The organism is Paenibacillus sp. 05T425 (assembly GCF_056396205.1).
Map to the genome: position 1 here is coordinate 268,786 of NZ_JBFTLA010000010.1, position 14,631 is coordinate 283,416.

Genomic DNA, 14,631 nt, shown 5'->3' on the forward strand with positions numbered 1-14,631 from the left:
CCCGAGTTGGAGCATACCGCTGGCAATTATAAGGAACATCAGTCATTTATTGCGATGGCCGGAGAGGCGCTGAAGGAGAACGTCAAAGCGATGGATACGGCATATCGTCTTCATTACCATATGATGCCTCCCGCAGGTTGGATGAATGACCCGAACGGTTTGATTTTTTTTAAAGGCGAATATCATTTGTTCTATCAGCATGACCCTTATCAGGCTAAGCAAGGACCGATGCATTGGGGACATGCGCGCAGCAAGGATCTAGTTCATTGGGAGCATCTGCCGGTAGCGCTGGCTCCATCGGAGCCGTACGACAAAGGCGGCGACCATGGCCAAGGCTGTTGGTCGGGCAGCGCAGTTGACGATAATGGCGTGTTGAAGCTTATCTATACCGGGCATGTGGATGGTAAAACGCCGGAAGAGGTGCAATGTCTAGCGACGAGCGAGGATGGCGTGATGTTCCATAAACATGCCGCTAATCCGATTATAGGCGATTCACCGGATGCTCAGCGCTTTGGATTCCGCGATCCCAAGGTATGGAAGCAGGGCGAAAGATGGCATATGGTCGTCGGCTACGGCAAGGACGGCTTGGGCAAAGCGATTATGTACACGTCCGCCGATCTGCTGAGCTGGCAATACGAAGGCGCTGCGGTAGAGAGCAATGGAACGATGGGCGATATGTGGGAATGCCCGGACCTGTTCCCGCTTGGCGGTGAAGACCGCCATGTGCTGCTTATTTCGCCGATGAACGTCGCACCGGTCAAAAACTTGTATTTGTCGGGACGGTTCGATTACGAGAGTTGCCGGTTCGAGAATGCTTACTCCGAGCAGATCGACTACGGCTTCGATTTCTATGCGCCGCAGACGCTGATCGACGGGCAAGGACGCAGAATCATGATCGCATGGATGAACATATGGGGCGCAACGATGCCGGAGCAGGAGCATGGCTGGTACGGCGCGATGACGCTGCCGCGCGAACTAACGCTGGCGGAGGACGGCACGGTTCGCAGCCAGCCGGTTCCGGAGCTGGAGTCGCTGCGAGGCAAGCATGCAGCAGAGTCTGGTCTTGCGCTGGAAGACGGTGTGTATGTCGAGGTTGACGGCGTGAGAGGCGATTCGATAGAGCTTGCAGTCGTGTGGGATACCAAACAATCGGATGCGGCAGAATTCGGACTGCGCATCCGATGCTCGGAAGACAGCTCGTCTTATACGGAAATCCGTTATGTGCCTCGGGAGCAAAAGCTGTTCATGGACCGCGAGTTAGGTGGGGCCGGAGACGGCGGCGTCAGCGCCGCGCCGCTTGCCCCGATGGAGGACGGCCGCGTCCGGCTTCGCTTGTTCATCGACCGCTCCTCGGTCGAATTGTTCGCGAATGACGGCCGCATGGCGATGACGAATCGCCTGTATCCGAATCCGGCAGACGCAGGCATCCGCTTTTTCGCCCGTGGAGGAACAGCCGTTATCGAGACGCTTGACGCTTGGGAGCTTGCGCCGATATGGGAGTAAGAAACTACGCTAATGACAGTACATTTGATGTCGTTGCGCTGGGCGAGCTGCTGATCGACTTTACGCCGCATGGCTTATCGGAGCAGGGGCTGCCGCTGTACGAACGCAATCCGGGCGGCGCGCCTGCCAATGTGCTTGCTGCGCTTGCGAAGCTCGGCCGCAGGACGGCATTCATCGGCGCTGTTGGCGACGACGCCTTCGGCCGATACTTAAGCGGGGTGCTCGATTCTAGCGGGATCGATACAGATGGGCTAGTTCATACTGCCGAGGCGGGGACGACGCTTGCCTTCGTTCATCTGGATGAGTCCGGCGACCGTTCGTTCACGTTCTATCGCCAGCCTGGCGCGGACCATATGCTGCGCACTTCCGACATTGACTTTAGTCGGATTGCATCGGCTCGCGTTTTTCACTTCGGCTCGCTATCGATGACGCATGAGCCTTCGCGCACGGCGACGCTGGAAGCGGCATCGCATGCGAAGCGCAGCGGCGTTGCCGTCTCGTACGATCCGAATTTGCGGCTGTCGCTATGGGACAGCGCCGATACGGCGAAGGAGCGGATCCTCGAAGGAATGCGCTTCGCGAATATCGTGAAGTTGTCGGAGGAAGAGCTGTTGTTTCTGACGGGCACCGACGAGCTGGAGCGGGGAACGAAGCTGCTCATGGAGCAGTATCCGCTAGATCTATTGCTCGTAACGCGAGGGGCTGCGGGCAGCTATTGCCGTACGGGGAAGGCAACCGCCAATCACGCCGGTTACAAGGTTGACGTTGCGGATACGACTGGTGCTGGCGATGCTTTCTTGGCGGGCATTCTTTATCAGTGGCTGAATGCCGCACCTGATGCACCGCCGTTCGAATGGACGAGGGATCGGCTTGAAGCGATGCTCGCATTTGCCAATGCCATGGGCGCTCTAGCCGCTTCGGGCAAAGGCGCGATCCCGTCCATGCCTGCGATCGAGCAAGTGCTTGCCCTGCAAGCTGAATGATAACAAGGGTTGCCTCTTTCTATGGAGGCAACCCTGTTTTTTTTCTAAAGCGGCTCATATAACGAACATACTGATTTCTTTGTATTGAAGCAAAGGGATTTGTTCAAGGTACCTTTTTCGTATGCAGATTGTCCAGTCGTCGTTTTGTTTGTATGGCTAACGGACATTTAGGACGCTAATGGCCATTATTCCGCCGTTGCTGCAACGTAACGGACACCACAAACCCTTACTGCGCTAATCGAAGCGATTTCGCTGCCCAACACACCTGATAGAGTCTTATGTGTCCGTAAGAACAGCTAAAATCGTCAATCAAGCCTGTAAAGACCTCTGGTGTCCGCTATCCGTAATGCAGCCATAGTACGAAAAACGTTCACACAGGTACGAATCCTGTTCGCTAGAAGGCAACAGGAAACGTCAATCTTGAAACCGCTACCACTCCCGTGCTAAAGCGCCTAGCCTATACACTATTAGCAGGGAAACACAAGAAGAAGCTCTCAAGTTCAGCGGGTAGTAAGCGCTTACTACAAATGGACAGGGCAGCGGATTGTCACACTTAAGTAGGAGGGATTGCATGAAGACGGCTATCCGAAGGCAGAGTTCGCTTGCGCGAAGCAGCGGCAGCTTCATCTCTGACCGGTTCCGGTTATTTCTGTTCGCGCTGCCGTTTCTGTTGCTCATACTCGTATTCAGTTATTTTCCATTGTACGRCTGGCTCTACGCTTTTTATAACTACCGACCGGGCTTCTCGTTATTCGATACGCAGTTCGTCGGTCTCCAATGGTTCAGATCGATCATCTCCAATCCAACGCAAACGCAGGAAGTTCTTCGTGTCATGCGTAATACGCTGGCGATGAGCGGACTCGGTATCATTACGTCGGTATGTCCCGTATTATTCGCGATTTTCCTAACGGAGATCAAGACGACCTGGTACAAGAAGACGGTGCAAATCTTTACAACCTTGCCGAACTTCATTAGCTGGGTGCTCGTGTATGCGATCGCGTTCATGATGTTCTCCGTCGATAACGGCATCATCAACAAGTTCATGATGGCCATCGGCTTGCAGGAAGCGCCGATTAATTATTTGGCTTCCTCGGAATGGATTTGGCTGAAAATGACGTTTTGGGCACTTTGGAAAGGGCTAGGCTGGGGCGCAATCATGTACATAGCGGCGATCGCTTCGATCGATCAGGAGTTGTACGATGCGGCGAAGGTCGATGGCGCGGGACGCTTCCGCATGATCTGGCATATTACGGTGCCTGGCATTATGCCGACCTACTTCGTCTTGCTGCTGCTCTCGATCGCGAATCTTATTAATAACGGGATGGAGCAATACTTCGTGTTCCAGAACGCGCTTAATCGGGACACAATCGAGGTGCTCGACTTGTACGTGTACAATACGGGGCTGCTCGGCTTTAACTTCTCGTTCGCGACTGCGGTTAGCATGCTGAAGTCGATTATTAGCATCATTTTATTATTCGTAGCCAATCGTCTGTCCAAAATGGTACGCGGAGAGTCGATCATCTAACCGGGGGAGGAGGCAGTCTATGCTAACACGGCGCAAGTACGGCGATGTGTTGTTCAACGTCTTGAACTATACGTTTTTTGCAGTGTTCACGATCATTTGTATATTTCCGTTCTACTACTTGTTCATCAATACGATCAGCAGCAATGATTTAAGCTCGCGGGGACTCGTTACCTTCTATCCGAAAATGATTCATCTGACCAACTATGTCGAGGTGCTGCAGGTGAAAGGGCTGTCGCAGGCGGCTCTCGTATCCGTTGGCAGAACGGTCGTCGGCACGCTTCTGACGGTGGTGGCGTCGGCGTTCCTCGGCTTTCTGTTCACGAAGCAGAAGATGTGGGGCAGGCGGTTCTGGTACCGATTCGTCGTTATCACGATGTACTTCAACGCAGGCATCATTCCATGGTACATCATCATGATGAACTTGAACTTGACGAACAATTACTTGGCCTATATTCTTCCGGCCATCGTCTCGCCGTTCTACGTCATTCTCGTGAAGACGTTCGTTGAATCGATTCCCGAAGTGCTGCAGGAGTCGGCGGAAATGGACGGAGCGGGTTACCTGACGATTTTCAGCCGGATCATTATGCCGCTTATCACGCCGATAGCCGCTACAATCGCGATTTTCTCGGCCGTCAGCCAGTGGAATTCATTCGTGGATACGCTGTTCCTTATGACCGACAGCAAGTATTACACGCTGCAATTCGTCTTGTACAAATATTTGAACGAATCGACATCGCTTGCGGCCATCATCCGCAACTCGCAGGGCTCGGGCGGCAACATCGATTTGACGAATATGCAGACAGCTACTTCCGTACGAACGACCGTATCGATGATCGTCGTCCTGCCTATTCTGTTCGTGTACCCGTTCTTCCAGCGTTTCTTCGTGAAGGGCATTATGATTGGCGCTGTTAAAGGGTAGCAGGCTAGAGGAGGAAATGCTGAAGGGAGGTGAGCGCGGCAACGGTGTCGACATCAAGGGCAGTCAGAGACGAGGGTAACCAATCATTTTGGACAAAAAAAGGGAGGCTCATCTCATTGAAACCCATTCGTAGATCAATGGCAGTATTTCTGGCGATTATTTTAATCGTAAGCACGGCGGCAGCTTGCTCCTCGAACAACAACAAAAGCGGCAATAATACTGCGACCAATAAGCCGGCCAGCACGGACAAAGCGGCAGAGGAAACGGCTCCTCCGAAGGAAGAGCGCGAGGAAATTACGATCGACGTCTTCTCGATGCTCTCGAACTTCGCGGGCGAGCAATCCGGCTGGTATGCGAAGCTGATCAAAGATAAGTTCAACATTAAGCTGAACATTATCGCATCGAACCTAGAGGGCGGCGGCGATACGAAGTTCGCGACGATGATGGCTTCGGGCGACCTCGGCGATCTGGTCGTATTCGGCGATGACGGCCAGAAGTATCTCGATGCCATTAAGGCTGGCATGCTAGTAGACTGGACGAAGGACGGTTTGCTGGATACGTACGGCAAAAATATTTTGCAATATGCGCCTAAAGCGATCGAGAAAAACAAAGCCAACTTCGGCGGCGGCTCTAGCGTATACGGCATCGGCTTCGACGTCGGCGACAACAAGGACGGCCCATCCGAAGGCCAAGACTTGACGTATCACCCGAACCTGCGCTGGGATCTGTACGATCAGATCGGTCGTCCGCAGATTAAGACAATGGAAGATTACTTGCCGGTACTTAAGCAGATGCAGGAGCTGCAGCCAAAAAGCGATTCCGGTCGTCCGACGTACGCTTTCTCCTTGTGGGCGGATTGGGACGGCAACATGATGATGAACGCGAAGGCTTGGGCAGGTCTGCACGGATTCGACGAAGGCGACGGCTTCAACCCTGGCGGATTCTCGCTCGTATCCGCGGATTCCGACGAGTACCAAGGCGTATTGGACGAGGACGGCTACTATCTCCGCGCGCTGAAGCTGTATTATGACGCGAACCAAATGGGTCTGCTCGATCCGGATTCGGTAACGCAAAAGTTCGAAGACGTCGTGAACAAAATGAAAGACGGACAGCTGCTCTTCACTTGGTTCCCATGGCTTGACGATACGTACAACACGCAAGAGCATCTGAACGAAGGCAAAGGCTTCGCGCTTGTGCCGTTCGATGAAGAGCGTACATTCTCATACGGCTTTGACCCTTATGGCGGAAGCCGGGTATGGGCGATCGGTTCGAAAGCGAAGCATCCGGAGCGCGTCCTTGAATTCCTCGACTGGCTGTACAGTCCAGAGGGTATGATGGTCAGCAACAACGGTCCGGAAGGACTCACCTGGGAGATGAAGGACGGCAAAGCGGTATTGACGGACTTCGGCGTTGAGGCGCTTCCGTCTAACGATACGGCCGTACCTGAAGAATTCGGCGGCGGCTCGTTCAAGGACGGCAAAAGCCAAATCAACAACACTTCGTTCAAGTTGACGAATATTAACCCGAACACGAACGAGCCGTACGACTACAACTTGTGGACATCGGTGCTCGAGAAGTCGCCGACGAAGCTGGATCAGAACTGGCGCGCAGCGAACGGCGGCGCTTTGACGGCTAAGGATTATTTGATCAATAACAACAAGCTCGCTGTCCTGAAGCCAATCTTTACAGGCACCGCGCCGGCAGTCAGAAGCGATGAGCTGGAGCAAAAACGCGGCCAAGTGGCAGACGTGATCAAACAATATTCGTGGAAAATGGTATTCGCGAAAAACGACGGTGAATTCACGAAGCTTCGCACGGAAATGATCGACAAAGCGAAAGGTCTTGGCTATGAAGAAGTACTCGCTTGGGGCGTAGAGCAGAACAAAAAAGTGTTTGAATACCGCAAGCAATAGTTCGTTTCGCACGGCTGGAGAGCTGGCAAAGGAAAGGGAGAGGAGAGCCTGCTTGCGAGCAGGCTTTCCTTCCTCTTGTTTTACTGCAGCCGACATAGTCGGAATCGCATATTGACCATAACTTGTTATTGGACCAAAATGGAGATGTAAGCGCATTACGAAGGAGGGCTTGGATGATTAGAGCGATCGTCGTCGACGATGAAAGACTGGTTCGCAAAGGTTTTATTGCGTTATTCGACTGGACCTCGTTCGGGATCACCATCGTAGGCGAAGCGGCCGACGGGAAAGCAGCGCTTGAGCTGCTGGAGCAGACGGAGGTAGATATGCTTTTCACCGATATTACGATGCCGAGGCTGTCGGGCTTCGAGCTTATTAGCCAGGTAAGACAGCGTTATCCGCGAGTGCGCTCGGTCGTGCTCACATGCCATCATGAATTCGATTATGTCCAAGAAGCGCTTCGATTGGGCGCTATTGATTATATAGTAAAGACACTTCTTGAGCCGGAAAGCGCGGACGAGGTAATGAGCCGGATCGTCGCTCGGCTGGAATGGGAGATCGGGAATCTAGGCGAGCGTCTGCTGGGATCGGAGGAGGAGAAGCTGCAAGCGTCGGAAGCGTTGTTGTTCTATCCTTCGAATCGTGAAGAGAACAGCAATGAATTACTGCGCCTTGCCGTCGTGAAGCGTAATCCGCTGCTTGCGGTTAAGGAGATGTGGCTCGTACCGATCATGCATTCCTTGTCTAGAGCAGAGATGAATAGGGAGCTGGCTCATAGCTTGAGCAGCCGCTGGCAGCCGGTATGGATTACAGGCTTGTATGGACAACCTCTTGATGAAGTGAAGCGGGAGCTGGCCGAGTCGATGGCGGATGAATTGTTTTATAAGCAGCGTCCAAATGATGAACCGCTGGAGCTTCGCTACGATGAGTTGAAGGATACGGCAGCTGAGCGACGCAAAGGATTGGGAGGAAATGAGCTTTCCTCGAGTGATGGTATGAGCATGAAATGGATGCTTAGCGCGCCCGACTGGGAGCATTTCATAGGGAAGATTGAGCAGCAGCGCCCGTCCTTCGAATGTATCGTGGCTTTCGGAGAAGGATTATGCGCGGATTGGCGCGGTTTGCTGATGAAGGAGAGCGAAAGCTTGGCGATACGAAGCGATATTCGGCGCAATCATACGTGGGCGGAATGGCGCTTGTGGCTGCGTCGATTCTCCGATCATGTTCAACGGCGCATGATGGAGCTGGGCTTCTCGAAGGAGGTTATGCTCTGCTTAATCCGCGCAATCGTATATATGCGTCAGCATTCCAGCGGCAAGCTGAGCCAAGCCGATGTCGCCGATTATGTGAAGATGAGCCGCAGCTACTTCAGTCAATGCTTCGCGAAGCTTGCGGGCGAGCCGTTCGGCGTTATGCTGCGGCGGATGCGAATAGAACGCGCGAAGACGCTCCTGCTGGAGACCGATACGCCGGTGTACGAGATCGCGTTCGCCATCGGCTTCGAGGACGACAAGTACTTCAGCAAGCTGTTCCGCGAGCTCGTCGGCAGACTGCCGAGCGAGTACCGTGCCGACGGCGCGCTGAACGGTACGCGGTAGTAAAGGCGGAGTGGAAGGTTGGCAGGGTATAGGTATGTGAAAAGCAAAAAGGAGAGGATGCGTATGGCATCCTCTCCTTGATTCGTTTATTAGAGGCGTCTGCGTTTGTAGAATACGACGAATACACATGAGAGCAATAAGATAACGATGGCTATGCCTGCTGTGTAAGCTTCTTCGGCAGTTCCTTGCTGCGCAGCGGCTTGTTGGCCGGGCTGGCCGCCGAAGCCGCCCATGCCTCCAGGACCACCCATGCCACCGCCCTGACCGTCAGGCGGCTGCATGCCTCCGCCACCAAAACCTCCGCCGCCGAAACCGCCTTGGCCACCACCCATGCCGCTGCTTCCGCTGCCCGAGCCGTCTCCCGATGAGGGAATCGTTCCGTCAAGCTGCTGAGCGATGGATGCCGTTTGCGTTAAGTTGAACGAAACGACCTGTGCTACGCCTTGCTCATACTGCTCATAGGTATAGAAGGCTGATGGATCGGCCTTCACCGATTCAGAGATTAATGCAGAGAGCTCTGTTGTTCGCTTAGCAAACGCGGCTTCGGATAAATAGCCGTCCAGCATCTCTGCGATTATCGAGTGATATTGTTCCAAATATGCTTCATTCTCCAGCAGTTTAGCGACTAGCGGCCGATCCGCGAGTGTGCCGGAGGTCGGCTCGTCGATCAAAATTCCCGATCCCCCAAAGCCGCCGAATGACATATTATAATCCCATGGCAGAATATTGAAAATGCCTTCATCCTCATACAAATAGTAGTTATGCTTCTTCTCCGATAAGTAGCTGTCCATATTGCCCGCCACGGCGTTAAGGGCAATAAATTTCAGCGCCTCCTCGACGTCCAGAACACTCTCGTAATCGGTACCGTTATTCAGTTCATCCAGCATAGTCAGCAAAATATCATCGTTCGACTTGTCCGACTTCAGATCAAGGCCCGTGTAAGCATCAATCGTCTCCAGCCAGTTCAACTCGCTGCCGTTGCCGCCGTTTGCTTTGTACAACGCGCCGTAAGAGTTGCCGAAGTTGCGCTCCAGGTACGCGTCGCCGATTTGCTCGACTGCTAGATAGAAGCCCCATAACTCGCCGTTCACATAGACGTTAACGTAGCTGTATTTTGGCGTGGGCAAGCCCATACTCTCAGCAAGCTCATACGACAGAAACTCCCGCATATAAGAAGCATCGCTGTAATTGTTATTCAGATTGATTTTGCTAACGCCGGCCAATGTCTGGTTCACATATTCATCGAACGACAGCTTGAAGCTGTATCGATCCGAATCGGCCATATTGACGACACTGTTCAAGCTCAGATTGCCTTTCGTCCGTATACCGACATTGTCAAAGTGTTGTCCGTTATAATCAATCGACGCTTCATGCATCTCCTCGGCGCTGGCATTGTCCAGCATGTTCTGGAACTCATCCTCGTCAATCGTAATTTTCACGTCGATAACTTCGTCCTTCGGGAACACTTTTTCATCAAGCTGTTGCTCTTCCTTCGTTGCTGTTGCCTCGGAATCTGAATCCGTTAAACCGATGAGGGAGGCGAAGTCGGTGTTAGACCCGGCCGCGCATCCCGTCATTCCGGTTATGAGGAGCAGAGAGAACAGCACGAGAAGGAAGCTGTGGAACTTCGCATTCATACGTGTTACCTCCTATTCCTCTCCTTAGGAAACATAATCCCCGCTGTAGCTAATAAGCACGGCATTCTTGACGCCTCCAAGACTTGACAGCTCGCCCACGAATTTGCCTTCTTGGTCGCGTAGTCGCACTTCGAGCGTCATTTCGATATTGCCTGCCGTAACTGTTTTTTGCTTCACGTTGTAACGTTTGACCAGCTTGCCCATGCGGCTGTGAATTTCTTTCTCGGTATCGTCTCCATCGCAGTTAACAACAAGCAAGTAAGGCGTTTCTACAGTGCCTCCTTTAATGAAGAAGAACAGAATAAGACCAACGACAACCGAACCGATAACGGCTAACGTGAAGAAGCCTGCTCCCGTTACGATACCCGCGACTGCTGCCCAGAACAGGAAGATGAGGTCGGTCGGGTCTTTGATTGGCGTTCTGAAGCGAACGATCGACAAGGCGCCGACCATGCCGAGCGACAGGACGAGGTTCGAGTTGATCGCGATAATGACCACGGCTGTAATCATCGTCATGCCGATGAGGGAGACGTTGAAGCTCTTCGAATAGAGCACGCCGCTGAAAATCCGTTTATACAGGACGAAGATGAAGAAGCCTATTAGAAAAGCGACTGCGAGCGTTATTAATATTTTCGCAATGCTAATGTCCGTGCTGACGTTTTCGAGTACTGATTTTTTGAGAATATCGGTAAAATTAGTCGTAGAATCCGATGTTGTTGTGTTTGTTTCCATTTTTAATAATCMTCCCATGTGTTGTATTTCAGAAACTTGCGGCAAATGACGTATTTGGACGCCGACTGCCTGTTCAAGCCTTCAAGCTGCAGCGCGGAACGGATATAGGCCGGAATATATTCGTCGTATTTGACCTCAAGAATAATGAGATTCTCGTCGATCGCTCTTACCGGTTCCAGATTCTTATCGAAAATATCATGTGAATGCAGCCCGGATCGCAGCTCCTTATCGAACGTAATCCGAACGTTCCCGTTCTCGCATACGTAGGGCTCGCGGACGTAATCGACGATGACTTTGGGCCTCAGCAGCTTCTGTTTCATCTCGTTGTACAGCTCCAGCATGAGCGGCTTCAAAGGATTGTTGAGCACCTCGTAATTGCCGGCCATGATTTMATCGTACATCGCTCTCGTAAGCGGCACCTTGACCTTGGCGATATAGTCCTTGAATTTGATTTTTTTCTCAAAATGAATGACGTTGTCGCTTACGTTGTATATGCGAATGCGGTATTTGGAACGATCGCGAATGCCGCCGAGCTTCTCATGCAGCGCTTTATTGTTAACGTCATCGAAATATAGGCTTCGGATATGGTACTCGCCAGTCGGGCCGACATGATCGTCCTGCTTCATTAGGTTTTTCAAGCGCTGGCGAATAATAAAGTATTGATGCTGGTTGATGAAAAACTTCAATTCATTGCGGTATTTTAATGTGGTTGTCATGTTCACACCTCGTTTCATTTCCGGTTTGCGTGGCCTGTGTTACTTACTGGAGCAATTGTACTCGCCTTTACTGATTCTTAACTGAATGCCGGCTGAAAGATTGCTGAATGCGCTTTATGTAAAGTTTTTGTTAAGATGAAGGGAGAGGAAGGAGGCGGTACGATCGATGAGAAGTAGAGATACTTGGCTGTTGCTGCTGTTCTGCTTGCTTTTGGTTGCCGCCGTGTACGGCTTCGAGAAGTGGAGAGCTGTGGATGCAGATAAGCCTTATGCAATTGTGACTACATTCAAGGGTGACCCGCAGACGAGCCGCGCGTTCACTTGGCATACGAAGCAAGCCGGGGATAAAGCTGTTCTGCAGCTTGTTAAGGGAACCGATGCTGATTTCGATGGCAAAGATGTCATGACAGTAGCGGGAATTACGACGGTTATGGAGCTTGGGAGCAGTGAGAAGAGGGGCGTGCACAAAGCGGAGGCAACCGGACTCGAGCCAGGTGTTACTTACACGTACCGGGTGGGGATCGGAGAAAAGGGCGGCTGGAGCGAGGCGGCAACCTTCGTGACGGAGTTTGCAGGTGCAGAGGAAGAGGACCAAGAGTCGTTCACGTTCATTAACGTAACGGATTCGCAAGGCGTGACGGAGCAGGATTTTGACCTTTGGGGCAACACGCTTGATCGGGCTTTCGCTACGTTCGAGGAAGCGAAGCTGATCGTTCATAATGGCGACTTGACCGAAAATCCCGACGAGGAGAGCGGTTGGACGCATTTGATCGAGAAGGCGGCTAAATGGGTGAGAAGCGTGCCGTTCATGCCCGTAACTGGCAATCATGACGAGGTCGAAGGAAATGCGGATATGTTTATCTCGCACTTTAACTTGCCGGGCAACGGCGCGGAAGGCTCCATTGAAGGAACAACCTATTCCTTCGATTATGGACTTGTCCACTTCGTGATGCTGAACTCGGAGTCGAATCGCAAGGCGCAGACGGAATGGCTGCAAGATGACCTTGCGGCAACGGACAAAAAATGGATTGTGGCCTCGATTCATCAAGGGCCGTATGGCGGCAATTCTTATAAGAAGACGCTCGATTGGGCGGAAGTGTTCGACGAATACGGCGTTGATCTCGTTCTGCAAGGCCATAATCACGAATACTCCAGGTCGTATCCGCTAAAGGGCGGGGAAATTGTCGGAACAGGTGACGGCGAGGACGGGAATCGCGAAGGTACAGTCTACGTCGTTACGAATACGTCAGGACAGAAGTTTAACGAGAAAAAGGATGACCAGTTCTACCACAAGGTTCATTTCCAAAATAATAAGCAGATGTTCGCTGGTATTACGGTCGACGGGAATAAGCTGACGTATGAGGCGTATGACGTGGACGGTGCGAAGCTGGACTCGTTCGTTATTGTTCGTTGAGGATCGGAATAGGCGCGTGGCGGATTATGGTTCCGTTGCAGAATGTGCAACAGAACCATGGAGCACCCCAGCACCCTAGCAACTCAGCCCTACAGCAATACAATATCCAAGTAACCGAGCACCTCAGCCCTCAAGTACTCCCTCAACTCAGCCTCCAGCAACTTAAGCCTCAACCAACTCACTTCTTACCCTGAGTGATCTCAAGCGGCAGCAGCACGCGGAATTGCGTGCCGACGCCGGGCTCGCTTGCGACGTCGATCGAGCCGTTATGCGCATCGACGATCGACTTCGTGATCGATAGCCCGAGTCCGGCGCCACCGCTCTTGCGTGTGCGCGACGATTCGCTGCGGTAGAACCGCTCGAACAGATGCGGAATATGCTCGGCGGCAATGCCTGTGCCGTTATCTGAAACGGTAAGTTGCGTATGGCTGCCGCTTACGCCGAGGGAAAGCGAGATGCTGCCCGTATCGGAGTCTGTATGCTGGACGGCATTCAAGAACAGATTCAGCACGATTTGCTTCAGCTTGTCGGCATGATAACGTCCTGTAACCGGATTGCCGCCAGTCTCGATCTGTACCGAACGGCTACCGGCGAGCAATCGAAGCTGCGGCTCCATCTCCGTAATGAGCAGATCGAGCCGCACCGGAGCAAGGACAAGCTTCGGCGCCTGATCTAGCTTCACGAGCGTGAGCAAATCCTCTACGAGCTTGTTGATTCGCCGCGATTCGAGCCCCATGCTCGCAAGCGCGCGGTTCAACTGCTCGGGACTCACTGCCGCGCCGCGCTGAAGCACCTCGATGAAGCCGTGAATCGAGGTGAGCGGGGTGCGCAGCTCGTGGGACGCGTCGGCAATAAAGCGCCGCATCCGATCCGTCGTTCGCCGCTCGGCTTCGAACGACAGCTCCAACCGCGCGAGCATGCCGTTGAACGCTTCGGACAGCCGATCGATCTCCAGCTGTCCTTGGTGCGCAGGCAATCGGATGTCTAGGTTGCCGGCATCGGTGTCCGACGCTGCCTGCACCACTCGCGACAGCGGCGTCAACGTCTTGCGAAGAAGCGGCAAATAAAGCGATAGACCAGCCGCCAGTGCTAGGACGGCGAGCGAGATGAAGATCGCAAGCTGCGTAAATAGCAGCTTTTGCAGTGAGGCTGTCTCTGCTCCGGCTTGAACCATGCCGGCCGCCCGGTTGCGAGGATCGGCGAGCCTGAGCACAACAAGCTGCTCATGACCGTTGATGTCAGTCGCAATGCGATAGCTAATCGACTTGCGACTCAAGAGCTCTGCCTTTATATCCGCATATTGCAGCGCGGTCAACTGAGGCGAAGCAAGCTCTGGATTATCGGTTAAGTCGTCCACGACCCCGTCGTTGCCGACGAAAGCGAACGACATGCCCGGTTGATAGAAGACGGGCGCTTGAGGCCGCTGCTTAGGCGGTTCCATGCGAGGAGCAGCACCTTTGCCCTCCCTATCGTCAGGCTTGCTTACGCTCACGCCAAACCAGTCCATTGGCATCGATAGGAGCTGGGCACCCAGCGTGTTGGCTTTATTTTCATAGACGAAATCCTTCATCAACACATATTGCAAGACACCGATTAATAGCAGCAGCGCTGCGAGCAGGAGAAGCGTTCTGCTTAATAGCTGGTAACGAAGGGAGCTTGGGGCAGCGAAACGCATGATTCGGCTCATCAACGGC

11 protein-coding genes are annotated in these 14,631 nt (G+C 52.9%); 7 read left to right on the forward strand and 4 right to left on the reverse strand.

Going from position 1 to position 14,631, the window contains the following annotated elements; genetic code table 11:
- Window positions 1-6: 6 nt before the first annotated feature.
- The 6 genes from AC1DF0_RS23110 (at window position 7) to AC1DF0_RS23135 (ending at window position 8,438) form a co-directional block, all read left to right on the forward strand.
- Window positions 7-1,503: a glycoside hydrolase family 32 protein gene (locus AC1DF0_RS23110; RefSeq protein ID WP_442052045.1), complete on the forward strand. Its 1,497-nt coding sequence runs from the start codon at window positions 7-9 to the stop codon at window positions 1,501-1,503.
- Window positions 1,494-2,486 (forward strand): carbohydrate kinase family protein, encoded by a 993-nt coding sequence (locus AC1DF0_RS23115; RefSeq protein ID WP_477575434.1) that lies wholly within the window; start codon window positions 1,494-1,496, stop codon window positions 2,484-2,486. The genes AC1DF0_RS23110 and AC1DF0_RS23115 overlap by 10 nt, the downstream gene beginning before the upstream one ends.
- Window positions 2,487-3,057: 571 nt before the next feature.
- Window positions 3,058-4,011 (forward strand): ABC transporter permease, encoded by a 954-nt coding sequence (locus AC1DF0_RS23120; RefSeq protein ID WP_477575435.1) that lies wholly within the window; start codon window positions 3,058-3,060, stop codon window positions 4,009-4,011.
- Between the two features lie 19 nt (window positions 4,012-4,030).
- Window positions 4,031-4,930 (forward strand): carbohydrate ABC transporter permease, encoded by a 900-nt coding sequence (locus AC1DF0_RS23125; protein WP_337099401.1) that lies wholly within the window; start codon window positions 4,031-4,033, stop codon window positions 4,928-4,930.
- A 116-nt stretch (window positions 4,931-5,046) separates the two neighbouring features.
- Window positions 5,047-6,843, forward strand: coding sequence for an extracellular solute-binding protein (locus AC1DF0_RS23130; RefSeq protein ID WP_442052042.1), 1,797 nt, complete (start codon window positions 5,047-5,049; stop codon window positions 6,841-6,843).
- Window positions 6,844-7,016: 173 nt separating this feature from the next.
- Complete coding sequence (locus tag AC1DF0_RS23135; RefSeq protein ID WP_477575436.1) at window positions 7,017-8,438, forward strand: response regulator; 1,422 nt, start codon at window positions 7,017-7,019, stop codon at window positions 8,436-8,438.
- An 89-nt stretch (window positions 8,439-8,527) separates the two neighbouring features.
- On the opposite strand, the gene AC1DF0_RS23140 is transcribed toward AC1DF0_RS23135, so the two are convergent.
- From AC1DF0_RS23140 to AC1DF0_RS23150, 3 genes are read right to left on the reverse strand one after another with little or no spacing between them, the layout of a single operon-like run.
- Window positions 8,528-10,075 carry a CotH kinase family protein gene (locus tag AC1DF0_RS23140; protein ID WP_477575437.1) on the reverse strand — a complete coding sequence of 516 codons (1,548 nt, stop codon included), beginning with the start codon at window positions 10,073-10,075 and terminating at the stop codon, window positions 8,528-8,530.
- Between the two features lie 24 nt (window positions 10,076-10,099).
- Window positions 10,100-10,807: a DUF4956 domain-containing protein gene (locus tag AC1DF0_RS23145; RefSeq protein ID WP_477575438.1), complete on the reverse strand. Its 708-nt coding sequence runs from the start codon at window positions 10,805-10,807 to the stop codon at window positions 10,100-10,102.
- A 2-nt stretch (window positions 10,808-10,809) separates the two neighbouring features.
- Window positions 10,810-11,523, reverse strand: coding sequence for a polyphosphate polymerase domain-containing protein (locus tag AC1DF0_RS23150; protein ID WP_477575439.1), 714 nt, complete (start codon window positions 11,521-11,523; stop codon window positions 10,810-10,812).
- Between the two features lie 166 nt (window positions 11,524-11,689).
- On the opposite strand from AC1DF0_RS23150, the gene AC1DF0_RS23155 reads away from it, so the two are divergent.
- Window positions 11,690-12,937 (forward strand): purple acid phosphatase family protein, encoded by a 1,248-nt coding sequence (locus AC1DF0_RS23155; RefSeq protein ID WP_477575440.1) that lies wholly within the window; start codon window positions 11,690-11,692, stop codon window positions 12,935-12,937.
- Window positions 12,938-13,115: 178 nt separating this feature from the next.
- Here AC1DF0_RS23155 and AC1DF0_RS23160 read toward each other — a convergent pair whose 3' ends face one another.
- Window positions 13,116-14,624, reverse strand: coding sequence for a sensor histidine kinase (locus tag AC1DF0_RS23160; protein ID WP_477575441.1), 1,509 nt, complete (start codon window positions 14,622-14,624; stop codon window positions 13,116-13,118).
- Between the last annotated feature and the right edge of the window lie 7 nt (window positions 14,625-14,631).